The 24,916-nt window shown below is 60.6% G+C and carries 23 protein-coding genes and 1 riboswitch; of the genes, 15 read left to right on the top strand and 8 right to left on the bottom strand.

Annotated elements, in window-relative coordinates; genetic code table 11:
* Positions 1–55: 55 nt before the first annotated feature.
* From ACN0RV_RS00885 to hemC, 4 genes are read right to left on the bottom strand one after another with little or no spacing between them, the layout of a single operon-like run.
* On the bottom strand, positions 56–1,225 hold the full coding sequence (locus tag ACN0RV_RS00885) for a heme biosynthesis HemY N-terminal domain-containing protein (protein WP_417344726.1): 1,170 nt from the start codon (positions 1,223–1,225) through the stop codon (positions 56–58).
* Positions 1,222–2,532 carry a uroporphyrinogen-III C-methyltransferase gene (locus ACN0RV_RS00880; protein WP_417344724.1) on the bottom strand — a complete coding sequence of 437 codons (1,311 nt, stop codon included), beginning with the start codon at positions 2,530–2,532 and terminating at the stop codon, positions 1,222–1,224. The genes ACN0RV_RS00885 and ACN0RV_RS00880 overlap by 4 nt, the downstream gene beginning before the upstream one ends.
* Complete coding sequence (locus tag ACN0RV_RS00875) at positions 2,532–3,257, bottom strand: uroporphyrinogen-III synthase (RefSeq protein ID WP_417344722.1); 726 nt, start codon at positions 3,255–3,257, stop codon at positions 2,532–2,534. Before ACN0RV_RS00875 ends, ACN0RV_RS00880 begins: the two co-directional genes overlap by 1 nt.
* Positions 3,257–4,189, bottom strand: coding sequence for a hydroxymethylbilane synthase (hemC, locus tag ACN0RV_RS00870; RefSeq protein WP_417344721.1), 933 nt, complete (start codon positions 4,187–4,189; stop codon positions 3,257–3,259). Before hemC ends, ACN0RV_RS00875 begins: the two co-directional genes overlap by 1 nt.
* Positions 4,190–4,412: 223 nt before the next feature.
* On the opposite strand from hemC, the gene ACN0RV_RS00865 reads away from it, so the two are divergent.
* Complete coding sequence (locus ACN0RV_RS00865) at positions 4,413–6,758, top strand: class I adenylate cyclase (protein WP_417344719.1); 2,346 nt, start codon at positions 4,413–4,415, stop codon at positions 6,756–6,758.
* A 55-nt stretch (positions 6,759–6,813) separates the two neighbouring features.
* A complete protein-coding gene (locus ACN0RV_RS00860) occupies positions 6,814–7,455 on the top strand; it encodes a flavin reductase family protein (protein WP_417344717.1) in 642 nt (213 codons plus the stop codon).
* Positions 7,456–7,499: 44 nt separating this feature from the next.
* On the opposite strand, the gene cyaY is transcribed toward ACN0RV_RS00860, so the two are convergent.
* Positions 7,500–7,817 (bottom strand): iron donor protein CyaY, encoded by a 318-nt coding sequence (gene cyaY, locus ACN0RV_RS00855; RefSeq protein ID WP_417344715.1) that lies wholly within the window; start codon positions 7,815–7,817, stop codon positions 7,500–7,502.
* 79 nt (positions 7,818–7,896) lie between these two features.
* On the opposite strand from cyaY, the gene lptM reads away from it, so the two are divergent.
* Genes lptM through xerC form a run of 5 tightly spaced genes read left to right on the top strand, consistent with a single transcriptional unit; the run spans position 7,897 to position 11,702 of the window.
* The gene (gene lptM, locus ACN0RV_RS00850; protein ID WP_417344713.1) at positions 7,897–8,046 is read left to right on the top strand and encodes an LPS translocon maturation chaperone LptM; all 150 of its coding nucleotides are present in this window, start codon (positions 7,897–7,899) and stop codon (positions 8,044–8,046) included.
* Between the two features lie 9 nt (positions 8,047–8,055).
* Positions 8,056–9,300 carry a diaminopimelate decarboxylase gene (gene lysA, locus ACN0RV_RS00845; RefSeq protein ID WP_417344711.1) on the top strand — a complete coding sequence of 415 codons (1,245 nt, stop codon included), beginning with the start codon at positions 8,056–8,058 and terminating at the stop codon, positions 9,298–9,300.
* A 35-nt stretch (positions 9,301–9,335) separates the two neighbouring features.
* Complete coding sequence (gene dapF / locus ACN0RV_RS00840) at positions 9,336–10,163, top strand: diaminopimelate epimerase (protein ID WP_417344709.1); 828 nt, start codon at positions 9,336–9,338, stop codon at positions 10,161–10,163.
* On the top strand, positions 10,160–10,822 hold the full coding sequence (locus ACN0RV_RS00835) for a DUF484 family protein (RefSeq protein WP_417344707.1): 663 nt from the start codon (positions 10,160–10,162) through the stop codon (positions 10,820–10,822). The genes dapF and ACN0RV_RS00835 overlap by 4 nt, the downstream gene beginning before the upstream one ends.
* Positions 10,815–11,702 (top strand): tyrosine recombinase XerC, encoded by an 888-nt coding sequence (xerC, locus tag ACN0RV_RS00830; protein WP_417344705.1) that lies wholly within the window; start codon positions 10,815–10,817, stop codon positions 11,700–11,702. Before ACN0RV_RS00835 ends, xerC begins: the two co-directional genes overlap by 8 nt.
* A 21-nt stretch (positions 11,703–11,723) precedes the next feature.
* On the opposite strand, the gene ACN0RV_RS00825 is transcribed toward xerC, so the two are convergent.
* Positions 11,724–12,026 carry a DUF1496 domain-containing protein gene (locus ACN0RV_RS00825; RefSeq protein ID WP_417344703.1) on the bottom strand — a complete coding sequence of 101 codons (303 nt, stop codon included), beginning with the start codon at positions 12,024–12,026 and terminating at the stop codon, positions 11,724–11,726.
* Positions 12,027–12,839: 813 nt separating this feature from the next.
* Between ACN0RV_RS00825 and ACN0RV_RS00820 the strand changes: the two genes are divergently transcribed.
* From ACN0RV_RS00820 to ACN0RV_RS00805, 4 genes are read left to right on the top strand one after another with little or no spacing between them, the layout of a single operon-like run.
* Positions 12,840–13,031: a twin-arginine translocation signal domain-containing protein gene (locus ACN0RV_RS00820; protein WP_028107918.1), complete on the top strand. Its 192-nt coding sequence runs from the start codon at positions 12,840–12,842 to the stop codon at positions 13,029–13,031.
* Between the two features lie 18 nt (positions 13,032–13,049).
* A complete protein-coding gene (locus ACN0RV_RS00815; protein WP_417344701.1) occupies positions 13,050–15,914 on the top strand; it encodes a formate dehydrogenase subunit alpha in 2,865 nt (954 codons plus the stop codon).
* Between the two features lie 25 nt (positions 15,915–15,939).
* A complete protein-coding gene (fdh3B, locus tag ACN0RV_RS00810) occupies positions 15,940–16,515 on the top strand; it encodes a formate dehydrogenase FDH3 subunit beta (RefSeq protein WP_417344699.1) in 576 nt (191 codons plus the stop codon).
* A gap of 44 nt (positions 16,516–16,559) precedes the next feature.
* A complete protein-coding gene (locus ACN0RV_RS00805) occupies positions 16,560–17,540 on the top strand; it encodes a formate dehydrogenase subunit gamma (RefSeq protein ID WP_417344697.1) in 981 nt (326 codons plus the stop codon).
* Positions 17,541–17,643: 103 nt separating this feature from the next.
* Here ACN0RV_RS00805 and ACN0RV_RS00800 read toward each other — a convergent pair whose 3' ends face one another.
* Complete coding sequence (locus ACN0RV_RS00800) at positions 17,644–18,198, bottom strand: winged helix-turn-helix domain-containing protein (protein WP_417344696.1); 555 nt, start codon at positions 18,196–18,198, stop codon at positions 17,644–17,646.
* Between the two features lie 306 nt (positions 18,199–18,504).
* Here ACN0RV_RS00800 and ACN0RV_RS00795 point away from each other — a divergent pair, with 306 nt between their 5' ends.
* The 3 genes from ACN0RV_RS00795 (at position 18,505) to ACN0RV_RS00785 (ending at position 21,878) form a co-directional block, all read left to right on the top strand.
* Positions 18,505–19,839, top strand: a complete 1,335-nt coding sequence (locus ACN0RV_RS00795) for a coproporphyrinogen III oxidase family protein (RefSeq protein ID WP_417344694.1) — start codon at positions 18,505–18,507, stop codon at positions 19,837–19,839.
* A 136-nt stretch (positions 19,840–19,975) separates the two neighbouring features.
* Positions 19,976–20,821: a PfkB family carbohydrate kinase gene (locus ACN0RV_RS00790; RefSeq protein WP_417344692.1), complete on the top strand. Its 846-nt coding sequence runs from the start codon at positions 19,976–19,978 to the stop codon at positions 20,819–20,821.
* Positions 20,822–20,825: 4 nt separating this feature from the next.
* On the top strand, positions 20,826–21,878 hold the full coding sequence (locus ACN0RV_RS00785) for a GGDEF domain-containing protein (protein WP_417344690.1): 1,053 nt from the start codon (positions 20,826–20,828) through the stop codon (positions 21,876–21,878).
* Between the two features lie 54 nt (positions 21,879–21,932).
* On the opposite strand, the gene ACN0RV_RS00780 is transcribed toward ACN0RV_RS00785, so the two are convergent.
* Complete coding sequence (locus ACN0RV_RS00780) at positions 21,933–23,564, bottom strand: electron transfer flavoprotein-ubiquinone oxidoreductase (RefSeq protein ID WP_417344689.1); 1,632 nt, start codon at positions 23,562–23,564, stop codon at positions 21,933–21,935.
* Positions 23,565–23,774: 210 nt separating this feature from the next.
* Positions 23,775–23,908: riboswitch (molybdenum cofactor riboswitch) on the top strand.
* Here ACN0RV_RS00780 and moaA point away from each other — a divergent pair.
* Positions 23,897–24,877 carry a GTP 3',8-cyclase MoaA gene (gene moaA, locus ACN0RV_RS00775; protein WP_417344688.1) on the top strand — a complete coding sequence of 327 codons (981 nt, stop codon included), beginning with the start codon at positions 23,897–23,899 and terminating at the stop codon, positions 24,875–24,877. Its footprint overlaps the riboswitch before it by 12 nt.
* The last annotated feature ends 39 nt before the right edge of the window (positions 24,878–24,916 follow it).

Genomic DNA, 24,916 nt, shown 5'->3' with positions numbered 1-24,916 from the left:
CAAAAAAGCCCGCAATATGCGGGCTTCTTTCTGTTTCGCTTAAGCTGGCCGAGTTTCAGGTCAGTTCGGGATCCGCCAGTCTGCGATAGCTCTCCAGGGCGCCCCGGTGTTCACCCAACTGTTCCTGCAGCTCCGCCAATTGCGAATAGCGATAGCGGGTGGGCGCCAGCTCGATCGCCTTACGCTGATACTGCTTTGCCTGCTTGTACTGCCGGCCCTGGCGACTCAGGTTGGCCAGACAATCCCAGTAATCCGGCATCTGAGGTGCACTGTAGTTGCGCTCCAGAAGGTGCACCAGGGACTCTCCCGCATCCTCGCTGCACAGGGGCAACAGCTCCAGAAGGTTGGCCTGAGGCTCTTTCTTGTTCAATTGCGCCAACAGCGCCTTGCGCGCTTCCGCAGGCTGCTGGAAGCGAATTAGTCCCTGGACATAACTCTCCACCAGAGGATCCTGGCGGCGACGACGCTTGGGCAGTTGCTGCCAACGCTCGTTGAGTGCCTCCAGAGTATGACAGGCCTCGAGGGCTCCCCGCTCGATCTGCACCGGCAGTTGCTCCAGGGTCTCGGCATCCAGCACCTTATGTTTGGTCAGTGCCGGGGCAATTCTGGCCACGGCATCCCAGTCCCTCTGACGCAGGAACAGCTCATGGGCCAGTTTCAGTACCGTGGGCCGATTTCTCAGGCTGGCAGAGAGTGACTCGAGACATTGGCGGGCAGCGGCCAGCTCGCCATCCTGAATCAGGTAGCGGATACGGGCGATGTTCACCGCCGCGTCACTGCCAGGAAAACTCTGCGCCTGGGTGAGGAAGACCTCCACCTGTTCACTGTGGCCCTGATGATGGGCAGCCCGGGCTGCAGCCAGGTAATTTACCAGGGGCAACTCGCCCGCATCGGCCCCCTTGGCCATCGTCTGCTCCGCCTTGGGCCAGTTCTCTTCGGCCAGGGCCAGAGCCCCTTCCAGGGTAAACTTGCGAGACTTGCGCTGACGCCAGCGCCTGGGCAGAGAGCGGGTCAGGCCGGCGGTGCGCAGCAGCTTGACCAGCAACCACTCAATCAGCTGCAGCAAGGCAAAACCCACCAGCAGCAACACCACCGCCGCCACCACAGAGGTCTCTATGGTGTACTCGCCGATGGCAACCAGCAGATACCCTTTGTTCTCAACCAGCTTGGGACCTGCAATGGCACCGGCAAGTACAATCAGGGTATAGATCAGCAGCCTAATCATCCCTTACTCTCCCGGCCCAGCCTCTCCTGAACCAGCGCCTCCAGCAGCGGTTGGCTCGCCAGGGATTCGGGCAGACGACTGCCCAACTCTGTCCGCTGCAACTCAGCTAGGCTGGTGAGCGCCCCTTCGATGGTGGCGTCATCCCGCTTGAAGTAGGTTTCCACCCAATCCGCAGCGGTGGACAACGCCTTGCGATAAGCATCGGTATGGCCATGATAGAGTGCCAGCTGGGCCTGCATCAGCTTGCCTTTCAGATGTTCCCTCAGGTACCACTCCTGCTCTGGCGCCAGCAGAGGCTGCAGTTCTCCCTGGCGGCGGCGAATAGTAATGAAATCATCCACCAGGGCATTCCAGCTCTTGGCCAGGTTGCTTTTCCAGTCGCTGACTGAATCGCTGGGGGAGTCACTCACCTCGGCCTGAGCCAGCTCGGGCAACTCCACCCGGTTCAGAGGCCAGCGGTCCACAGACGCGATGAGAGATTCGATGGTCAGTGCCACTCCGGCCAGATCCTGGCGGGGCAGCCCCTGAAGTGCGGTGATGTCATCCCGCAGCGCCTGGCGCACCGGGGTCAGGGCTTCATCCCTCATCAGATTCAGGCGCCGGTCGGCATCCTTGAGCAGGGCAATGGCGGTGGCCACATCCTGCTCGAGCCACAGCTTACGTGCTGCCATCTGTACCAGATAGTCGGACTCGGCCAGCAGCCAGTCTCTGGGCTGGCGCTCCCTGGCTTTGGCCAGTTCGCCCTGAAGCCCTGTGACCTGCTTCACCAGCTCCTGCTGCTGCCTGTCCTGCTCCACCAAGCGCTGCTCCAACTGGTTTCGTTCCGCCCCCATGCGGTTGCGCAGTTCGTCCAGTTTGCCGGAGAGAGATTGAGACTGCATCAATTGAGCCTGACGCTGCTGGCCTTGCCACACGGTGTAACCCACAGCGGCGGCGGCGATCAGCAGAGCCACAACGGCCACCATCAACGCCGGCCCCTGGCTGGCACTCTCCCGGGCACGCTCCGGCTCGGGTGCCGGGGCAGGGTGATCCACCTTAGGTTCAGGGTTAGGCTCCGCCTTGGGCTTGGGTGTCCCCTCGGGTTTGGACGCTGACTTTACCGATTCGGTCTCAGCCTTGGTCACAGAAGACGAACTCTTGGCAGGCGTCTTGGCGGCACGACTGCGGCCTTTGGCCGCCGGGCGGGTGGCGGGCTTATCTGCCGCCTCCTTGGCATTCTCCGCGGAGGTGGACTCGTTAAGAGCGGCTTGATCCTGTTCGGCGGGTTTGGCGCTGGGAGAGCGAGGATTTTCGGGCTTCTTATCCATTACTGACGGTTCTTCCAGTTGGCTATCGACTCAAGGATAGCGTCATCTCCTGCACCGCCGGTGACCAGGGTATACTGACAACCCAACTTCCGGGCCGCATCGGCCACCCTTTCTACGGGCACCAGCCACAACTGCCGGGTCAGCCAGGCATGCTGGTGTTCCGGCAGCAGGGTAAAAAGGTTCTGCAGAATCTCGACACTGGTAGCCAGTATGGCGTTTACGCCGTCCCGTTGCCAGCTTTGAGCAAGATCTAATCCATTTAATTTAGGCAGTTGCCGACGGTAAACCTGCCAGTAGCACACCTGTGCCCCCTCGCGATTCAACCGGTTAGCCATCGCCTCCCGGCCGCCGTTACCACGCACTATGACAAAGTGCTTACCGGCGACCTGTGCCATCTCAGGCAGAGTCCAGATCCCTTCGGTGGTTTCGTTGTCACTGGGGGCGGTAATCGGATCGAGCCCCTGGGTACGCAAGGCAGCGGCAGTGGCGCCGCCGACGGCCAGATAGGTGATCTTGGGCCAGGAATCCACCAAAGCAGCAGCGTGATTCACCGCATTGGCGGACACGAAGAAGGCGGCATCGGCGTTAGCCAGAGGAGAGGGGGATGGCGAAGGCTCGGCAACAATCTCCACCATGGGGCAGCAGCTAGCCTGCCACCCCACAGCCGCCAGCTTCCCGGCCAGCGGCTCGTTGCGACCCGCAGGGCGGGTCAGCAATATGTGCATCAGGCCTCCCCGTACACCTCTTTCAGAATGACACCGGCGCCAGCATCCAGCAGCTTGTCTGCCAGCTCAATACCCAGAGCCTCGGCGTTCTCCTTGTGGCCACGAACCTCATCACGCAGCAGCAGGCTGCCATCAGGCTTACCCACCAGACCGCGCAGCCACAGCTCATCACCCTCGAGCTCGGCGTAGGCACCGATTGGCACCTGGCAGCCACCTTCCAGGCGGGTGTTCATGGCACGCTCAGCGATAACCCGGGCACGGGTTTCAGGGTGCTCAAGAACGGAGAGCAGCTCCAGCAACTCGTCATCACCCAGGCGGGCTTCGATGCCCACAGCACCCTGCCCATTGGCTGGCAGAGACTGGTCGCTTTCGATAAAGCCGGTGATGCGGTGTTCAAACTCCAGGCGCTTCAGGCCGGCCGCGGCCAGGATGATGGCGTCATAGTCACCGGCGTCCAGCTTGGCCAGTCGGGTGTTGACGTTGCCGCGCAGATCGCGAATCTCCAGATCCGGGCGCAGCTCACGCAGCTGACACTGACGACGCAGGCTGGAGGTGCCGACGATGGCGCCCTGGGGCAGCTCATCCAGGCTCTTGTAGTTGTTTGACACGAAGGCATCGCGGGGATCTTCACGCTCACAGATGGTGGTCAGGCCCAGGCCCTCAGGGAAGTCAACGGGCACATCCTTCATGGAGTGAACGGCGATGTCGGCACGTCCCTCCAGCATGGCCACTTCCAGCTCCTTGACGAACAGCCCCTTACCACCAACCTTCGCCAGGGGGGTGTCGAGAATCTTGTCGCCCTTGGTGGACATAGGCAGCAGGATCACCTCCAGCCCGGGGTGTGCCTTCTCCAGCTCAGCCTTAACAAACTCAGCCTGCCACATGGCCAGGGGACTCTTGCGGGTGGCGATACGAATCTCTTTGCGTGCCATAACTCTCGGTATCCTCAAACTAATCACCGGCTCAGCAGCGGGCCGGAACCGTCAAAAATTGCGCTCATGTTGCCAGCATTTCGCCGGGCATTAAAGCTACTGCGCCTGTCAGACCTCGAATTCTCCACCTGAGTTCCGGAAAATTGATCCTTTTCACGGTTTCTCCTCCGAGCCCACAAAGTGTTATCATGATCACAGTTTTATGATTTTCTGTGAGAGCCGCTTGAACTCCTACGACTCCGATCTTGCCCTGAGCGATACCCTTAACCAGTCCAGACTGAGCCAATTTCTCGGTTGGCTCACCCTGCCTCAGAGACAGGTGTTGGACAGGGTGGTTGAGGCATTGCAAGGCAGCGGACCCGAGGGTTGCCCCGCTGCGGCTCAGGGTTTCGTTACCCCCCCCATGGATACGCTGCCCACAGGTCAGCCAGGGCCCCTGCTCGGACTCTATGCCATGGGCAGTTGCGGAAGCCTGGGCCAGACCCGCAGCTCCGACGTGGATCTGTGGGTCATTCATGAGAGCAACATGCCCAAGGAGGAGGTGGCCGCCCTGCAGCGCAAGGCAGATTGGTTGAGTCACTGGGCCACGGAGCAGGGGCTGGAAACCCACCTGTTTGTCATCAATCCCTGTCAGTTTGGTATCCCCTGTCAGCGCTGCCTGGACAAAGAGCACAGCGGCAGTGCCCAGCACTGGCTGCTGCTGGAGGAGTTCTACCGAACCCAGGTGCGCCTGGCGGGGTTACCCATCGCCTGGTGGCCCGGAGCGCCGCAAGACGACCCGGGCCTGCTGAGCCTGGGCGAGATCCAGCACCTGCCTGCGGCCGAATTCTTCGGTGCCGCCCTGTGGCAGCTGTTCAAGGGGATCTCCCGGCCCCATAAGTCCGCCCTCAAGGTGCTGCTGCTGGAGGCCTATGTGGCCGACTACCCGGATCAGCGCATTCTGAGGGATCAGCTCTGGTATCGTTTGAAAGCGGGACAGACGCCTCAACAGGCGGACCCCTATCTGATGCTGTATGAGCGTATCGAGGGATTCCTCAAGCGTCAGCAGGAGACCAGCAGGCTCTCCCTGGTCCAGCGTTGCTTCTACCTGAAGTGCCATGACCCAAGGTTCAGCGATCAATGGCGTGGTCACGTCATGGATGACCTGACCCGGGATTGGCAGTGGACCCCGCTGCTGATCGAGTCACTGAACCAGGCGGAACAGTGGCACGCGGGTCAGGTGCGCTGGTTTAACCACCAGTTGCAACAGCTGATGCTCACCAGCTATCAGCGTCTGACCGCGTTTGCCAGTCGCCAGCGCCTGCCAAGACAGTTGCAGATTCAGGACATGGGCATTCTCACCCGCAAGCTCTATACCCAGTTCGAATCGGAGCCGGACAAACTGGTTCGCCTCAACCCTCTGTGGAGCCACTCCCTGGCGGAGCAGGATCTGACCCTGCTGCAGGTGGACTCAGATGACGTCCAGGGCGGCACCTGGTACCTCTATCGTCAGCCCGCGGACAAACGCCAGCTGTTTGGCGAGAGCCCCCTGTTTCACCACCGAAGCCGGCTGGCCTGCATCGCCTGGGCCGCCGCCAACGGCCTGGTGGAGGAGTTCACCAGGGTGCACCGCTTCCACCTCGGTGACGGCAGTGTCGACAAGACCCTGAGCCGGCTGGCACGAAGGCTCACCTCGGCCCTGCACCGACCCGAGCGTACCGATCTGGATGCCCTGCAACAACCCTGGCACCTGGATGAGGTCACCCTGGTGGTCAACCTGGAACAGGATCCCAGCAGGCACTGGCACGGCTCTGAGCTGATGCTGGACCTGCGGGGTAACCGGGTGCTCTCCACCGGCCGCCCCCGACGCTCTCTGGCGGGTTCCCTGGAGCTGATAACCCGCAACAGTTGGGGGGAGCTGCACTACCACCAGTTTTCAGGGGAGCGGGGATTGCTGCAGATGCTGGAGCAGTTGCTGACCGGCATCACCACTGAGCATCTGCCCGAGATTCAGGTGATCTCCGTGGGCCAGCGCGCCAACGCCCAGTTGGAGGACAGGCTCAGCTTCCTGGTGCACCAATGCTGCCGCCTGCGCCAGCAGAGCCGGGCCGAAGCCCTGCAGGTGCTGCCATTGACCCTGGGCGAGGAGCGATTTGGGCTGCTGTTTTCCAGCCATGGCATGCACTGGCGTCCCGCCGACGAACTGCCTGCACTGCCGGCACCACTGGTGGATGGCGAGCTTCAGACCCTGCCCCAGCCGGCTCTGGGAGAGGACCCCTATGCCAGTGCGCCGGAGATTCTCCGCCAGCACGCCCGCAAAGGGATGCGCCAATACTTCGTCCGCGAACGGGAGCAGGGGCTGGATGTCTACCTGCTCGATGAAAACAATGTGCTGCAGCGCTTTTTCCACTCCGTTGGTCAGCTCAGCGCCCTCATCGACAGCATCAGTGAGCTCTATGTGTTCAAACGGGAGGGCCGCTTCGGCGGGGGCAGCTTCAACCTGCCGCAGTTCTATCGGCTGAAGCGCTGCCAGGGCGAGCTGACGGTGCTGCCCCTGGCTGAATCTGAGCTGGTCCACAACCAGGAGTGATCGTTTGGGCGACCGGCGCCGTACAGAGGGGTATTCCCTTCAGCGGAGGCCAGCCATGCTTTCACGAATTGACGAAACTGCCATGGAGAGGATGGCCCAGCGCTATCGGGCCCACTTCGTCAACAGCCTGTCCGGCTACAAGAGTGCCAACCTGATCGGCAGCATCAGTCCACAAGGGCTGACCAACCTGGCCATCGTCAGCTCGGTGTTTCATCTGGGCGCGGATCCGCCGCTGATGGGACTCATCATGCGGCCCCACTCCTCCCCCCGTCACAGCCTGGAGAACATTGAGGCCACTGGCTGTTTCACCATCAACCAGGTCCACCAGAGCATTCACCGTCAGGCCCACCAGAGCTCCGCCCGCTACCCCAGGGGGGAGTCGGAGTTTGACGCCGTGGGGCTGACCCCAAGATTTGGAGAGCGGCTGATTGCTCCCTATGTGGCAGAGAGCCGACTGAGCATGGGGATGGAGCTGGTTCGGGTGAGGCACCTCGAGGAGAATGACACCCTGATGGTCTCAGCGCGAATCGTGGAAGTCTGGCTGGATGAGGTGGCCCTGGCGGGAGATGGTCACCTGCACCTGGAGCATCTGGATACCGTGACGGTCAGTGGCCTGGACCACTATCACAAAGGGGAGAGTCTCGGACGGTTGGCCTACGCCAAACCCGATCGTCCCCCCTTAACGCTGGAGGAGTAGAGGCCGCCATCGCGGCCACACTGAATCAGGGCATGGTGGGCTGGTCAGAAGCTGATCTGTTCGCCGCCCTGCTTGGCCACAGACTCACTGAGGAAGGTCAGCAGTTCCTGGCCGCCTCGCTCCTCGAGCCAGTCTCCCTCACGGAAATCGAAGCGATAGCCACCGAACTTGGTCGCCAGCCACAGCTGAGACATCGCCTCCTGCTTGTTCAGGACGATGTGGCTGCCATCGATGCACTCAAGATCGAGCACATTACCGGACTGTTCGTAATCCAGCTCCAGCTCGGAGTCGTCGATGCTCTCCACAATTTGTTCCAGAATCTCGTCAGCCAGCTGGTGGAAGCGACTTTGGTCCATAGCCATAATCTCGTTCTCTATAAGTTGCATTTGGCACATGGGATGCGATTATAGAGGGCTAACTCAACAAGGTCATTTGTTTTCCATGTCTCGACTCTCCACCGCCCTGATACTGGCAATGCTGCTCTGCGCCTGCGGCCAGAAAGGCCCCCTTGAGCTGCCCCAGCAGGAGCAGGTCAATCCGCCTCAGGCGGACGCCCAACAGCAGCAGCCACAGGCTGCTCAGGAACAGTAAGGACACTCGATGGACCACTTCAGTTATCAACAGGGAACCCTGATGGCTGAAGCCGTCTCGGTCGCCAAACTGGCCGAACGCATCGGCACCCCCTTCTATCTCTACTCGCGGGCCACCCTGGAACGGCACTGGCACGCCTTCGATCGCGCCGTGGGCGAACACCCCCACCTGATCTGCTATGCGGTCAAGGCCAACTCCAACCTGGCGGTACTCAACCTGCTGGCCCGCCTGGGCAGTGGCTTCGACATCGTTTCAGGCGGCGAGTTGGCCCGGGTACTGGAAGCGGGGGGGGATCCTGCCAAGGTGGTGTTTTCCGGGGTGGGCAAGTCCGCCGATGAGATGCGCCAGGCGCTGTCGGTGGGGATCCACTGTTTCAACGTCGAATCGGAAGCTGAGCTGGAGCGCCTCAACATGGTGGCCCGGGAACTGGGTGTTATCGCCCCCATCTCCTTGCGAATCAACCCGGATGTGGACGCCAACACCCACCCCTATATCTCCACCGGCCTGAAAGAGAATAAGTTCGGCATCCCCATGGCCCGGGCCCTGGCGAGCTATCGCCGCGCCGCCGGCCTCTCCCATGTGGAGATCAAGGGGCTGGACTGCCACATCGGCTCACAGCTCACCAGCCTGCCCCCCTTCCTGGCCGCCCTGGAGCGCTTGCTGGGACTGATTGAACAGCTGGAGCAGGAGGGGATCCATCTGGCCCACCTGGATGTGGGCGGCGGTTTGGGCGTCACCTATGATGACGAAACGCCCCCCCACCCGGACCAGTATGCCCAGGCACTGCTCCAGTGCCTGAAGGGACGCCAGCTGACCCTGATCTTCGAGCCCGGTCGGGCCATCATGGCCAACGCCGGCATCCTGGTCACCCGCATCGAGTACCTGAAGCAGGGTGAGGAGCGGGATTTCGCCGTGGTGGATGCCGCCATGAACGATCTGCTGCGCCCCAGTCTCTACAGTGCCTGGCAGAAGATCATCCCGGTCACCCCCCGTAGCGGCGAGCCGCGCCACTACGATGTGGTGGGGCCGGTGTGCGAAACCGGTGACTTCCTGGGCAAGGAGCGTCAACTGACGGTGGAACAGGGGGATCTGCTGGCGGTGCGCAGTGCCGGTGCCTATGGGTTTACCATGGCCTCCAACTACAACAGCCGGCCCCGCATCGCCGAGGTGATGGCCGATGGCAACCAGACCCACCTGATTCGGGAAAGAGAAACCCTGAATCAGTTGTGGCAAGGTGAGCATCTGCTGCCGTAAACTAGTCAAAATTCAGATTCAACAGGGGTAGCCTCTTGATTCACTTCTCCAAAATGCAGGGGTTGGGCAACGACTTCATGGTGATCGACGCAGTCACCCAGAACCTCTATCTCTCGCCGGAACAGATCCGCCGTCTGGGAGACAGGCATTTTGGTGTGGGTTTCGATCAGCTGCTGCTGGTGGAACCGCCCTATGATCCCGAGCAGGATTTCCACTACCGCATCTTCAATGCCGACGGCAGCGAAGTGGAAAACTGCGGCAACGGCGCCCGCTGTTTCGCCCGCTTCGTGCGAATGAAGGGACTGACCAACAAGGATCGCATCGGGGTCAGCACCAAGGCGGGCTCCCTGGCCCTGCGTCTGGGCAACGAGAACCAGGTGACCGTCAACATGGGCACCCCCAACTTCGAGCCCGGCTCTCTGCCCTTCAGGGCCAACAAGGTGGAGAAAACCTACCTGTTGCAGACCGATGATGGGGTGCACCTCTGTGGTGCGGTCTCCATGGGCAACCCCCACTGTGTCCTCAAGGTGGATGACCTGGACAGCGCCGACGTCGAAGGGATCGGTCGCAGCCTCAGCACCCATGAGCGCTTCGCCAAGGGGGTCAATGTGGGCTTTATGCAGATACTGTCGGAATGCCACATCCGCCTGAGGGTGTATGAGCGTGGCGTCGGCGAAACCCTGGCCTGTGGTACCGGCGCCTGTGCCGCCGCCGTCATAGGTCAGCATCAGGGACTGTTGGGAGAGAGGGTGCGCGTAGACCTTCCAGGTGGTACCTTACACATTGAATGGCCAGGCCAGGATAAGGCAGTGGAGATGACCGGGCCAGCCGTACACGTCTACGATGGTCAAATTGGATTATGAAGCACGATTACAGTGACAGCCTGAAAGCCTTGAGCACCGACATGGTCAAAGAGTACCTGTTGGAGAACTCGGACTTCTTCATCCGCCATCCGGAGCTGCTGCTCAGCCTGCGCATCCCTCATACCGAGCGGGGTACCGTCTCCCTGATAGAGCATCAGCAGCAAAACCTGCGCTCACGGGTCGCCCAACTGGAGGAGGAGATCACCTCACTGCTCTCCGTGGCCTCCCGCAACGAAGACATCTACCGCTTCTACAATCAGCTGTTTTTCGATCTACTGGAAACCGAAAGCCTGGAGGAGATCAATCGGGTCCTGGTGGACAGCTTCAAGAACCGTTTCCGCTTCGCCAAGGTGCGCTTGGCGGTCACCGACAGCACGGGTCAGTTTGATCAACCTGAGCTGAACCTGATCCTGCGCCGACGCCTCAATGAGCACGGCTACTATCTGGGAAGGCTGCCCGCCCAGGAACAGAACCCGCTGGTGGCCCAGGACAATGGCTCTGTGGCCCTGGTGTGCATCGGCGATCGCGGCACTCCGGTGGCCCTGCTGGCCATCGCCTCCAACGATCCCAGCCACTTTTCCCCGGATATGGACACCATGATGCTGGACCAGATCCGTCAGTTGCTGGCCTATAAGATCCCTCAGCTGCGCCATGGCTGACACTGTCGCCCGCTTCGAGCGCTATCTGCGCAGCGAGCGCCAGTACTCCCCCCACACCTGCCGTAACTATTTACGAGAACTCAGCCGCTGCCAGCCGCAGCTCATTGAGCTGGGGATGACCCATTGGCACCAGGTCACCCTGGAACAGTTGCAGGCCCTGCTGGCCAAGCTGCACCGTCAGGGACTGTCGCCGCGCTCCCTGGCCCTTACCCTCTCTGCCCTGCGACAGTTGGGGGAGTTTATGGTGCTGTGCGGCGAGATGGACCACAATCCGGCCAAACACCTCTCCGCCCCCAAGCAGGGCAAGCCCCTGCCTAAGAACCTGGACGTGGACCAGATGGACCAGCTCCTCAACCTGGACGGACAGGATCCCCTGGTTGTCCGTGACCGGGCGATGATGGAGCTGCTCTACTCCAGCGGCCTGCGGCTGGCAGAGCTGGTTTCCCTGAACCTGGGGGATCTGGATCTGAATGAGAGGCAGGTGCGGGTGACAGGGAAAGGAGGCAAAACCCGCCTGTTGCCGGTGACCAGCACAGCCGTCGCCAGCCTGAAGCTGTGGCTGAGCGTTCGCCCCCAGCCCACAGATGCTGAGGATCAGGCGCTGTTCCTCTCCAACCGGGGCAGGCGCATCAGCCACCGCTCGGTCCAGGCAAGGCTGTCAAAGTGGGGGATGGAGCAAACCGTCGGAGCCAGGGTTCACCCTCACAAGTTGCGACACGCCTTCGCCACCCATATGTTGGAGTCGTCCGGCGACCTGAGGGCGGTGCAGGAGCTGCTCGGTCATGCCAACCTCAGCACGACCCAGGTCTATACCCACCTGGACTTTCAGCATCTGGCCGAGGTCTATGATCAGGCCCATCCCAGGGCCAAGAAGCGCTGACTGACAGCCAGCCTGGGCAGGCTACCCCTTATTGATGGTGATCTTGTTGTCGGGCCTGGGCGGCTCGGGATAGATGGGGCTGCCCTGCTCATCCAGTGACAACCACACCAGGGGGCCGTCCGGCATAAAGGGATCCTTGGGACCGCAGAGCACCATCTTGCCCACCATCTCGATGCGGGCGCCCTGGGAATACTCGCGCCCCTCAAACCAGCAAACCGACTGCAGTTGCTGAGGCTGAGCAATGACGACCGGGTCCACCTTGGCAGAAGCAGGGGTGGCAATAAGGATCAAAGGGAGAAAAACTGCAGGGGATTTCAAAGACATTGTCCTGGCTCCAGGGAGGCTTCCTTGCTCCTCAGACTATCGAACCGGGACCGGGAATCAAGAGGGGAATCAGACCAGATTGCCGGAGATCATCATAAAGGCATTGATCACGAAAGGGGTCAGCGCCAACAGCACACCGAAGATCAGCACATAAAGATGAGGTAAGCGAGCCTGTCGCATGTCGCACTCCACTGGGTTCACAAAAAGAATCATGTTCGGGAACAAAAATTCAGCGTGAGCAGAGTAGCGAATCTGGGAGAAACCCCATTGATCGAGATCAACGAAAGCCCCGTTAATTGAAAACCGTCACACTTTTTGAAGCATTTCGGCCCCTGTCACTGTTTTTGCTTATAGCGCCCTAGATTTCGAGACTCACAGCCCAAAAGCGGTGCAAAAAGGGTAAAAGCCAAATTTAACATCCTATTTACTACCGAGAATCTGCCAGGCTGACACAGAAAAACAGGCTGATCACTAAACACTCTAGCAAAGGGACATTCTGTCCCAACCCACAGTGAATTAGGGGTTTTTCAGTGACAAAGCTCAACAAACCATTAGGGAAAATGCCTTTTTGTTTCAATTTGCGGTCAAGATTCCGTGAACCTACTGTTAATTCAGGCTTAACAAGACGATTCAGGTCAAATAACCGTTCGATTTCTCTCTCCCCCTCAGAGGAAACCCGTTTCAGTTCACGTTTTTCCCCCGGTTCTCCATGGACAATCCGGCCAGCCATTTAGATGGCCTTAACTCGCCCTACAAACAACTGTTTAAAAAAGGCACTACGCCCTTTTGTCACACCAGATTCGAGAGAAGACGATGACACAAGATCACGCCAAGTCGACCCGTCGCGGTCTGCTGAAGGCCCTGGCCATGGCTCCGGCCGCCGCCGGCCTCGCCACCGTTGCTGCCCCCTCCAAGGCAGAGACCGGTCGCCCCCAGGAAGCTGTCCAAGGCTACCAGGAAACCGATCATATCCGCCGCTACTACGCCAGCCTGCGCGGCCAGTAATCCAGGAGAGTTTCTCTGATGCAACTTACCCGCACCTCTGCCAAGGTTACGGCAGACGCCAACAAAGGACTGGGCCTCGACCGCCGTCAGTTCCTGAAGAACGCCGGTGTCACCACCGGTGGTATCGCCGCCGCCTCCATGCTGGGCACCGGCATGATCCGCAAGGCCAACGCCTCTGACCATCACGTTGACCCCAGCGCCCCCATCGAAGTGAAGCGCACCATCTGCTCCGCCTGTGCCGTGGGCTGTGGTGTCTACGCCGAAGTTCAGAACGGTGTCTGGACCGGCCAGGAGCCCGCCTTCGATCACCCCTTCAACCGCGGCGGTCACTGCGCCAAGGGTGCCGCACTGCGCGAGCACGGCCACTCCAAGCTGCGGGTGAAATACCCCATGAAGCTGGAAGGCGGCAAATGGAAGAAGCTCTCCTGGGAGCAGGCCATCGAAGAGGTGGGCAACCAGATGCTGAAGATCCGCGCCGAATCCGGTCCGGACTCCATCTACTTTATGGGCAGCGCCAAGTTCTCCAACGAAGGCTGTTACATGTACCGCAAGTTTGCGGCCATGTGGGGCACCAACAACGTTGACCACTCCGCCCGTATCTGTCACTCCACCACAGTAGCCGGTGTTGCCAACACCTGGGGCTACGGTGCGATGACCAACTCCTTCAATGACATCCGTCACGCGAACGCCATCTTCTTTATCGGTGCCAACCCTGCGGAAGCCCACCCGGTTTCCATGCAGCACATCCTCACCGCCAAAGAACGCAACAACGCCAAAATCATCGTTGTTGACCCACGTTTCTCCCGTACGGCTGCTCACTCCGACCTGCACGTTGGCATCCGCCCAGGCACCGACATCCCCTTCATCTACGGCATGCTGAACGTCATCTTCGACAACGGCTGGCAGGATCAGACCTTCATCGACCAGCGCGTCTGGGGCATGGAAGATATCCGTAAGGAAGCCGCCAAGTGGCCCCTGGAAGAGGTGGCTCGCGTCTGTGGCATCGACGGTGACCTGGTATACCAGGCTGCCAAGCTGATGGCGGAAAACCGTCCCGGTTCCGTGGTCTGGTGTATGGGTGGTACCCAGCACACCGTGGGTAACGCCAACACCCGTGCCTACTGCCTGCTGCAGCTGGCCCTGGGTAACATGGGTCAGTCCGGCGGCGGTACCAACATCTTCCGCGGCCACGACAACGTACAGGGCGCCACCGACCTGGGTCTGCTGTTCGACACCCTGCCCGGCTACTATGGCCTGTCCACCGGTGCCTGGAAGCACTGGAGCCACGTGTGGGATCTGGAGTTTGACTGGGTGAAAGGCCGCTTCGACCAGGGCGAATACCTGGGCAAGGTGCCCATGACCACCCCTGGCATGCCCTGCTCCCGCTGGCACGACGGCGTTCTGGAAGACAAGAACAAGCTGGGCCAGAAAGACAACATCCGCATGGCCTTCTTCTGGGGCCAGTCCGTCAACACCGAGACCCGTGGCCGCGAAGTGCGTGATGCCCTGGACAAGATGGACACCGTGGTTGTGGTCGACCCCTACCCAACCATGGCCGGTGTGATGCACCGCCGTAAGGATGGCGTCTACCTGCTGCCCGCCTGCTCTCAGTTTGAGACCGAAGGCTCCCTGTCCAACTCCGGCCGCTCCGTACAGTGGCGTCAGCAGGTGGTTGAGCCCCTGTTTGAGTCCAAGCCTGATCTGGAGATCATGTACCGTCTGGCCAAGAAGCTGGGCTTCGCCGAGCAGTTCACCAAGCGCATGCAGGTGAAGAACGACATGCCGGTGATCGAGGACGTGACCCGCGAGATCAACCGCGGCATGCTGACCATCGGTATGTCCGGCCAGTCTCCCGAGCGCATCAAGGAGCACACCAACAACTGGGGCACCTTCTCCCACGAGAACCTGCAAGCCCTGGGTGGCCCAGCCAAGGGTGAAACCTATGGCCTGCCATGGCCTTGCTGGGGTACCCCTGAGCAGAAGCACCCTGGTACCCACATCCTGTACGACACCTCCAAGCACGTGCTGCAGGGCGGCGGTAACTTCCGTGCCCGTTTCGGTGTCTCCTACGAGGGTGAAAACCTGCTGGCCGAAGGCTCCGCCTCCCTGGGCTGTGACCTGGGCGACGGTTACCCCGAGTTCACCGACAAGATGCTCAAGCAACTGGGTTGGTGGGACGAGCTGACCGCCGAAGAGAAAGCGGAAGCAGAAGGCCGTAACTGGAAGACCGATCTGTCCGGTGGTATCCACCGGGTGGCGATGAAGCACGGCTGCATCCCCTTCGGTAACGCCAAGGCCCGCTGTAAGGTGTGGACCTTCCCCGATCCTATGCCGGTACACCGTGAGCCCCTGTACACCCCTCGCCGGGACCTGATCGCTCAGTACCCCACCTACAACGACATGCAGGTGCATCGTCTGCCCACCCTGTACAAGTCCATTCAGGACAAGGTGATCAGCGACAACCTGGATAAGCGTTACCCACTGGTGATGACCTCCGGCCGACTGGTGGAATACGAAGGTGGCGGTGAAGAGTCCCGTTCCAACCCATGGCTGGCAGAGCTGCAGCAGGAGATGTTCATCGAGATCAACCCTGCCGACGCCGCCGACCGTGGCCTGCAGAACTGGGACGACGTCTGGGTGGAAGGTGCCGAAGGCGCCCGCATCAAGGTGAAGGCGCTGGTGACCCCACGGGTCAAGCAGGGCGTAACCTGGATGCCTTACCACTTCGCCGGTGTCATGCACAACGAAGACCTGGTCTACCCAGAGGGCACCAAGCCCTACATCGTCGGCGAATCCGCCAACACCGCTCTGACCTATGGCTATGACCCGATCACCCAGATGCAGGAGACCAAGTCCTCCCTGTGTCAGATCGAGAAAGCGTAAGGTTCAAGGTAGGAGATAAGCCAAAATGGCAACTATGAAATTTATGTGTGACACCCAGCGCTGCATCGAGTGCAACGGCTGTGTCACCGCCTGTAAGAACGAGAACGACAGCGCCCTGGAGTGGGGTGTCACCCGTCGTCGCGTGGTCACCATCAATGACGGTGAGCGCAACGAAGCCTCCCTGTCCGTGGCCTGCATGCACTGTGCCGACGCCCCCTGCATGGCGGTCTGCCCGGTGAATGTGTTCACCAAGACCGACGACGGCATCGTCCTGCATGACAAAGAGCGCTGCATCGGCTGTGGCTACTGCCTGTACGCCTGCCCCTTCGGCGCGCCGCAATTCCCCAAGAAGGCGGTATTCGGCTCCAAGGGCAAGATGGACAAGTGCACCTTCTGTGCCGGCGGTCCCGACACCGAAGCGGGCAGTGCCAAGGAGCGCGAGCTCTACGGTGCCAACCGTCTGGCCGAAGGCAAGCTGCCCATGTGTGCCGAACTGTGCTCCACCAAGGCACTTCTGGCCGGCGATGCCCAGATGGTTTCCGACATCTACCGCGAGCGCGTTGCCCAGCGTGGCATGAAGCGCGGCGTCTGGAACAAGTAACCTCGAAGCGGGGAGGTCACTCCCCGCTCCTTTGGAGCATTCATATGAAGCATATGTTCAAGACGCTGCTGGTGATGGCTGCCCTGCTGCTGCCCGGCCTGGCCCTGGCAGAGGCGGCGGATTCCACCGCTCAGGCTGCCAGCCAGTCGGAAGTGGTGTGGCAGGCCCTCAAGGAGGGCGCCACCGGCTACACCACCTCCCAGAGCGAGTTCCACGGCCAGCCCATCAACAGCTATGACCCACGCATCCTGCCTCTGCGCAGTGACATCCTGGCCCCGGGCCTGATGCTGGCACTGTTTGGCATGATTGGCGTGTTCATCCTGTTCATCATGGTCAACGGCATCTCCAAGCTGCACCACGGTTATTCCGGCAAGATGGTGTTTCGCTGGTCCAGGCGTGACGTGGCGATCCACTGGCTGGGCGCGGTTCCCTGCCTGCTGCTGATCCTCACCGGACTGATGCTGCTGGCAGGCCGCTTCTTCGTGGAGCCGGTACTGGGCCAGGGCGCCTTCGCCTCCATGATGGCGCTGGTCAAGCCGGTGCATGACGTCATGGCCTTCCCCTTTATGGCGGGCTGGCTGCTGATGACCCTGCTGTGGGCCAAGAACCAGATCCCCGCCAAGTACGACCTGGACTGGTTCCTGGTGGTGGGCGGCTACATCAACTTCGGCCCCTTCAAGGGCAAGCACCCGGACGCTGGCTTCGCCAACGCCGGTGAGAAGCTGTGGTTCTGGACTTTCGCCGCCTTCGGTCTGGTGATCTCCCTGTCCGGCATCGTGCTGCTGTTCCCCCAGTATGTGGAGCCCAGCCGCACCCTGAGCCTGCTGGCGATCATCGCCCACGGCGCCTCCGCCATCATCCTCTGCGCCTTCTCCATCGTCCACATCTTCATGGCGACGGTGATGTCCGAGGGTGGCATGGAGTGCATGGTGTCCGGCTACTGTGATGAGAACTGGGCCAAGCAGCACCACAATGTCTGGTATGACGAGATCAAGGCCGACGGCACTCTGCAGTACAAGTCATAAGGCCTGGCACTGTTGACGCCACTGAGCCTCAATCATGCTAAAACCCCGGCATCTCGCCGGGGTTTTTTCTTGGGGCAGTTGGCCTTTTGCTCGCTGCGACCCGCTATTGGCGCAGCGGCGGGTAGGTCACCCTGGCCATGGGCTGACACACTTGCGCAGGCCAGACCGCCTCGCGGGACTGGCTGAACCTCGGCCAGCCACTGACCTCACCGGCTTCCAGCGGACTCGACTCCATGAGCGGCGCCTGCCCCTGCCAGGCCCAGAGCAGCAGCGCCGCAAAGGTGAGACCGGCGATGCCAGGAAGTAACACACTCTCCCTCGGTGCCCCTTCGCCTTGAGCCGACAGCGGCGTCATCACCCAGCGGTATCCCTGGCTCTGCCAGGTCTCCAGGTACCTGGGCGCCCGGAAGTCGTCGCCGAACCCCTTGCGAATCTCAGTCACCGCCCGGCGCACGGCACACTCGGTGACCACCCGCCCGCCCCAGGCCAGCTTCATCAGGGCGCTGTAACTGAGCAGTTCCCCCGGGTGGGCCAGAAACACCTCCAGCACCTGAGCCGCCTTGGGGCTGAGTTGCTCCCAGCGGCCACTGGGCCCCCTAAGCTTCCTGCCAGAGCTAAAATACAGAAATTCCCCAACAATCCATTGTATCTGTGCCATCCATGGCCTCCCTGCGACGTCAGTGATCCTCCCATAAGGCTAGCTAATGGTGACCTTGAGCCGGATGAAAACTCTGTAGGACCTGGCTTACATCAGCGTAATACTCTGCCCAATGGAGAAAGCGTACAAAAATCGATCCCTGACTGTGGCCACCATCACAGCTTGGGAAGCAAAGTGAAGTGGAATAGATCACAGTTCTGCACTTTTAGACTATTAGGTGTACAAAGTTTCAGTCTTTGCTCACAGACGGCGATTTGGCCCTCTTCTACACTGTGGCCTCATCCAAATGCAGTCCGGGAAGCACACATGTCTCTTGCAGAACGCGCCCTAAACAACGCCGCCATCCGTGAGACGGCCAGAATCACCACCCCTAGCTGGATGCTCAACAGCCTGGAGCGGGTGATGGAATACTACACAGAGCGCCACCTCTGTCTGGACACCCAGGCCTGTGACACCATGCCCGGCCCCCAGCCCGGCAAGAAGTACATGCTCTACGCTCATGTTCCGTTCTGCCACACCCTGTGCAGCTTCTGTACCTTCCACCGCTTCCTGTTCAAAGAGGATAAGGCCCGTGCCTACTTCCAGTCTCTGCGCAAGGAGATGGAGATGGCCAAGGCCCTGGGGTACGACTTCGAAGAGCTCTACATAGGCGGCGGCACCACCACGGTGCTGGTGGATGAACTGGCGAAAACCATTGAGCACGCCCGCACCCTGTTCCCCTCCATCAAACAGGTGTCCTGCGAGTCCGATCCCCTGCACCTGACCTCCATGGAGTTCACCCAACTGCACGGCATGGTGGACAGACTCTCTGTGGGCGTTCAGAGCTTTGACCGGGATATCCTGGCCCGTACCGACCGTCTGGAGAAGTTTGGTGAGCCAGAGGTGATCTACGAGAAGCTGGCCCGGGCGAAAGAGAACTTCCCGATTCTCAGCGTCGACATGATCTTTGGCTTTGCCGGTCAGAACCAGGAGATCCTGCAAAAGGATATGGACACCCTGGTGCGCCTCGGCCCCACTCAGATCACCACCTACCCGCTGATGGTAACCCACCAGACCCGTAAGAGTGCCAAGGGGAACCTGGCCAATCCGACTCAGGACATCGCCCGGGACTACGAGCTGATCCTCAACACCCTGAACGGTCACTACGACCAGATGACTGCCTGGTCCTTCGGCAAACGTGCCGACCAGAGCTTCGACGAATACGTGGTCAACTACGACGATTACCTGGGTGTGGGCTCCGGCAGCTTCAGCTTCCTCCACGATACCCTGTACGTAAACAGCTTCTCCCTGCGCAAGTACCAGGAGAAGATCGAAGCGGGCCGCATGGGTGTGGAATCCTCCAAGTACTACACCCCCAAGGCGGTGATGCAGTATCGCTTCCTGCTCAACCTGTTTGGCGGGCGCCTCTCCAAGTCCTACTTCAAGGACAACTTTGGCAAGAGTCTGTGGGGCGGCCTGACCAAGGAGATGGCCTTCATGAAGATGACCGGCGGCCTGATTGAGGATCCCCAGGATCCCGATAAGCTGCAGGCCACTCCCAACGGTCTGATGATGGGCGTGTTGATGATGAAAAATTTCTACGCTGGCATGGACAATGTCCGGGCCGAACTGCGCCGCCCCCTGAAAGCCGGGGATATGTAACGGCACAGCGACAGAAAGGGGCGGATTACCGCCCCTTTTTTGTATCTTTACCACAATTGTCGGCACCAACTCGGTGCAGTGGCCAACGGGCATTGGTATAGTAATCGCACTGACAAACACCCGAAGCCACACCGTCATGGCCCAAATATCCATCATTGCCAATCTTAACTGTGACCAGATCCTGCGCCTGAGCCGTCCCCTGAGTACCGGCGCCCGCATCCACTACGAAGACCTGGGGCGTCGCATTGGCGGCGGTGCCGCCAATACCGGTACCGCCCTGGCTTGGGCCGGACACAGGGTAACTCTGCTCAGTCAGGTGGGTGACGATCCCCTGGGCGAGTGGTTGCTGGACCAGGCCAAGGGACTGGGACTCGAATGTGGCCAGGTGCACCGCCACCCGGGGCCGACCCAACCCCTGCAGCTGTTGATGGAACCCAACGGCGAGCGCACCATACTGCGACCCAACCGACCGAGGCTGCTGCTGCCCCCCAGCCTCCGCGGCCTCGTGGATGCCCTCTATGTCAATCTCACCGCGGAAGGCCTGCCGCAACTGATGCACCAGGCCCTGGATCTCGGCCTGGTGTTTGCCCAGTTACCCAAGGACCTCAGCCGCCGCCCCTGTCACTACCTGATCACCTCGGTGGACGACCTTGAACCTCATCAGGTCAGCGATCCCTGGAGCTTTGGCAGGGAGATCGCCGGCCCCACCCTGAAGGCCTTTATCGTCACTCAGGGCGAACGCGGCGCCATCGCCTATACTGAGGATGGTTGTTTCTCAGTGGCGGCCTTTCCCACTCAGGTGGTGGACACCACGGGGGCTGGTGACAGCTATGCAGCAGGCTTGATGGATGGCTTGCTGCGGGGCCAGGAGCTGACCAAGGCGATGGAGCAGGGTGCCCGATGGGCCAGCTTTGCCTTGCAGAGCGCTAGCTCAATTCCCTCTGAGAAATTAAGGAGTTATCTAAAACACTCTCAAGGATGAGCCTATGGCAACCCAACCCAGACAAGTGTTGTTCCAGGGCCACCGCCGGTTGGTGCTGGCACTGCTTTTCATCGGTTTGGCGCAAGGAGCAGTACAGACCCTGACCTCCTCAGGTCACTACCTGACATGGCTGGCCCCCTTAGGCATGGGATTGCTCTGGGCCCTGCAGCCGCACCTGCCCCAGCGTCCGCTGGCGAAGCTATTTCCCCTCTACACCCTGGCCGCAGGCTCCCTGGTCACCCTGCATCTGTGGCTTGCCCTCGGCAGCGGCAGTCTCTCTCCACCGCTGCTGATGGCCACCCTTCTGCTGCTGCTGCTAGCAGCCAGTGTGACTCTGTACCCCAGCCGACTCGCCTTCTGGACACTCCATCTCCCCCTGCCGCTTGCTCTGGTGCCGGCCCTGGGACAACTGAATACCACCAGCCTGGCCCAGGGGATGGTGCTGTTGGGCGCCGGCCTGCTGCTGAGCTTCGCCATCCTGACGGTGCTCAACCGTGGCTTCGAGGAGAATCGTAAACAACAGCACCGCTGTGCCCAGTTGCAACACCAGCTGGCGCGCAACAGCCGGGTAGATCGGCTGACCGGCATCGCCAACCGAAGCCAACTGGAGCAGAGACTCAAGGAACTGGTGGCAGAGAATCGACGCACCCATAACCCCCTCACTTTGGTGATGCTGGATATCGACTTCTTCACCGCCTTCAATCGGCACTATGGCGACGAAGCCGGGGATGAAACCCTGGTCTCACTGGCCAAGCTGATGCTCCATTGCAGCCGTCGCCAGACCGATGTGATCGCCCGCTACCGGGGGGGCGAGTTCGCCATCCTGCTGCCCGCTACCGACAAGACCGGCGGCAAGCGTCTGCTGCAACAGGTCCGCAAGGAGCTGGCCGAAGCAAACCTGCCCCACGACCACTCCCCCATCAGTCCCAGGCTGACCCTGAGTGCCGGCGTGGCCCAGTGGAAACCGGGCCAGGACGACCGCTCCCTGCTGCAGGAAGCCAGGGCGGCCCTGAGACAGGCCAAGGCTCAGGGGCGAAACCGTTACGTCCTGGCCTGACAAACAGCGAGGCCCGCAGTCGCGGGCCTCGGCATTCTCAGTCAACATCAGGCACTACATATTGGGGTAGTTGGGTCCTGAGCCCCCTTCTGGCACCACCCAGGTGATGTTCTGGCTGGGATCCTTGATGTCACAGGTCTTGCAGTGGATGCAGTTCTGGCCATTGATGACGAATCGTTTCTGATCCTCCTCCTCCACCACCTCATACACGCCGGCAGGGCAGTAGCGCTGAGCCGGCTCATCGAACTGGCTCAGATTCACCCGGATCGGGATCTCTGCGTCGGTCAGCTTGAGATGACAAGGCTGATCCTCCTCATGGAAGGTGTTGGACAGATACACCGAACTCAAACGGTCAAAACTGAGCTTGCCATCCGGTTTGGGGTAGTCGATCACCTTGGCCTGAGCCGCGGACTCCATCCCCTGATGGTCCACCTTGGTGTCATGCAGAGTCAGGGGCAGCTTTCCGCCGAACCAGTTCTGATCCAGGTAGTTGAATGCACCGCCCATCAGGGAGCCGTACTTGTGCAGGGCCGGACCAAAGTTACGGGAAGCGTGCAGCTCCTCATAGAGCCAGGAAGCCCTGAACTTCTCCCCGTAAGCGATCAGATCCGTACCGCCGGTGTCCCCTGTGGACAAGGCCTCGGCCACGGTCTCCGCCGCCAGCATGCCGGATTTCATGGCGGTATGAGTTCCCTTGATCTTGGAGAAATTCAGGGTGCCGGCGTCGCAGCCTAGCAGCAGCCCCCCGGGGAAATGCTGCCTGGGCAGGGCATTGAGGCCCCCCTTGGTGATGGCCCGGGCGCCGTAGCTGGTGCGCTCGCCCCCTTGCAGGTACTGGGCGATAACCGGGTGGGTCTTGTAGCGCTGGAACTCCTCGAAGGGAGAGAGGTTGGGGTTGGTGTAGTTGAGGTCGATGATCAGGCCGACCCAAACCTCGTTGTTGTCCGCATGGTAGAGGTAGCCGCCTCCGCTGCCCTCCCCATCCAATGGCCAGCCGGCGGTGTGCACCACCTTGCCCGGCTGATGCTGCTCGGCGGGGACCTGCCAGATCTCCTTGAAGCCGATACCATAGTGCTGGGGGTCTACCCCGGCATCGAGCTGATAGCGGGCGATGGCCTGCTTGCCCAGATGGCCTCGGCAGCCTTCACTGAGCAGGGTGTATTTTGCTCTAAGCTCCATCCCGGGCATGTAGCTGTCCTTGGGCTCACCGTCGGCGCCCACCCCCATGTCTCCGGTGACCACCCCCTTGACGGTGCCCTGCTCCTCCAGCAGTTCGGCGGCGGCAAAACCTGGGTAGATCTCCACCCCAAGGGCTTCCGCCTGCTCCGCCAGCCAGCGGCACAGGTTACCCACACTGATGATGTAGTTGCCATGGTTGTGCATGGTCTTGGGCACGAGGGAGCCGGGCAGTTGCCGGGCAGAATCGGCTTTGAGCAGGTAGATGTCGTCCCCGGTGACTTCTGTGGTCAGCGGCGCGCCCTTGTCACGCCAGTCGGGCATCAGCTCTTCCAGGGCCCTGGGTTCAAACACCGCACCGGATAGGATGTGGGCACCCACTTCGGCCCCCTTCTCCACCACGCATACGGCCAGGTCGGCATTGAGCTGCTTTAGGCGGATCGCGCTGGCCAGCCCGGAGGGTCCGGCGCCAACAACGACCACGTCAAATTCCATTGATTCGCGTTCCATCCTGTTAGTCCTTTGTCGTTATCTATCTCCCTAACCCGCCTAGCTTACTGCAAAAGACGGCAAATTAAACGATTGTTTGACTGAAAAACCGCCAACAGCAAATCCTACCAGTTGATGAAAAAGAGAGCGAAAACGGGAAAATCAATTCGAATTGAACACCGAAATGTGATCCGGCCACATTGTTGAATAAGGGAAGCTTGGATTACACTTACAAAAAATTGTGACCGAGCCTGGACGACCTAAGTGACCATATGGTTCCCAGGCCGTGGCAAATCTGCCACCAGGGTAGCTGCGAGAAATCGAGCTACCTCCCGTGTTTGGAAAGGTGACACATGACACAGCTACACGACCGCTTTGGGCGGGAATTTCACTATCTACGTCTGTCCATCACCGACGCTTGTAATTTCAAGTGTCAGTACTGCCTGCCTGACGGCTACCGTCCCGATGGAAAACCCCGCTTCCTAACCCTGGATGAGATCCGCCGGGTTGTGACCGCCTTTGCTCAGGTGGGCACCCGTAAGATCCGCATCACAGGTGGTGAGCCCACCATGCGCAAGGACTTCAGCGAAGTCATCGAGGTGGCGGCCAACACCCCAGGGGTCGATACCGTGGCCACCACCACCAACGGCTACCGACTGGCCGCCAATGCCCAGCACTGGTTCGATCTCGGCCTCAGCCAGATCAACGTATCACTGGACAGCATGGACGAGGGCCTGTTCCGGCAGATCACCGGCGACGGCCGTCAGCAGCTGGTGCTCGATGGCATCGAGGCGGCCCTCGAAGCGGGCTATCGCCGAGTGAAAATCAACGTGGTCCTGCTCAAGGACCTCAATGCTCAGCAACTGCCCCAGTTCCTCGAGTATATTCGACACCGCCGGGTGGACATCCGCTTCATCGAGCTGATGGAGACCGGACTGGGACAGGATTACTTCCAGAAACACCATATCTCCGGCCAGGTGATCAAGCAGCAACTGCTGTCCCAGGGGTGGAGCGAAGATCCCCGGGGCCCGGACGACGGCCCGGCCCTCAACTTCAGCCACCCGGATTACGCCGGCCGTATCGGCCTGATCATGCCCTACGCCAAGGATTTCTGTGCCACCTGCAACCGACTGCGGGTCTCCTCCATCGGCAAGCTGCACCTGTGTCTGTTCACCGAGTGCGGCATCGAACTGAGGGATCTCCTGGGCCACGACGATCACCAGCCCGAACTCATTGCCCGTCTCCATGAGCAACTCAGGCTCAAGGGGGCAACTCATCAACTGCATCAAGGCCTGACCGGGGTAACCCAGCACCTGGCCTCCATCGGCGGTTGATCCGAACACACCAAGGATTGATGCTCAAGGGCCAAGACC

This window comes from Ferrimonas sp., from assembly GCF_048263965.1.
Taxonomy (GTDB): domain Bacteria; phylum Pseudomonadota; class Gammaproteobacteria; order Enterobacterales; family Shewanellaceae; genus Ferrimonas.
This window is presented reverse-complemented; position numbering and strand designations above follow the sequence as displayed.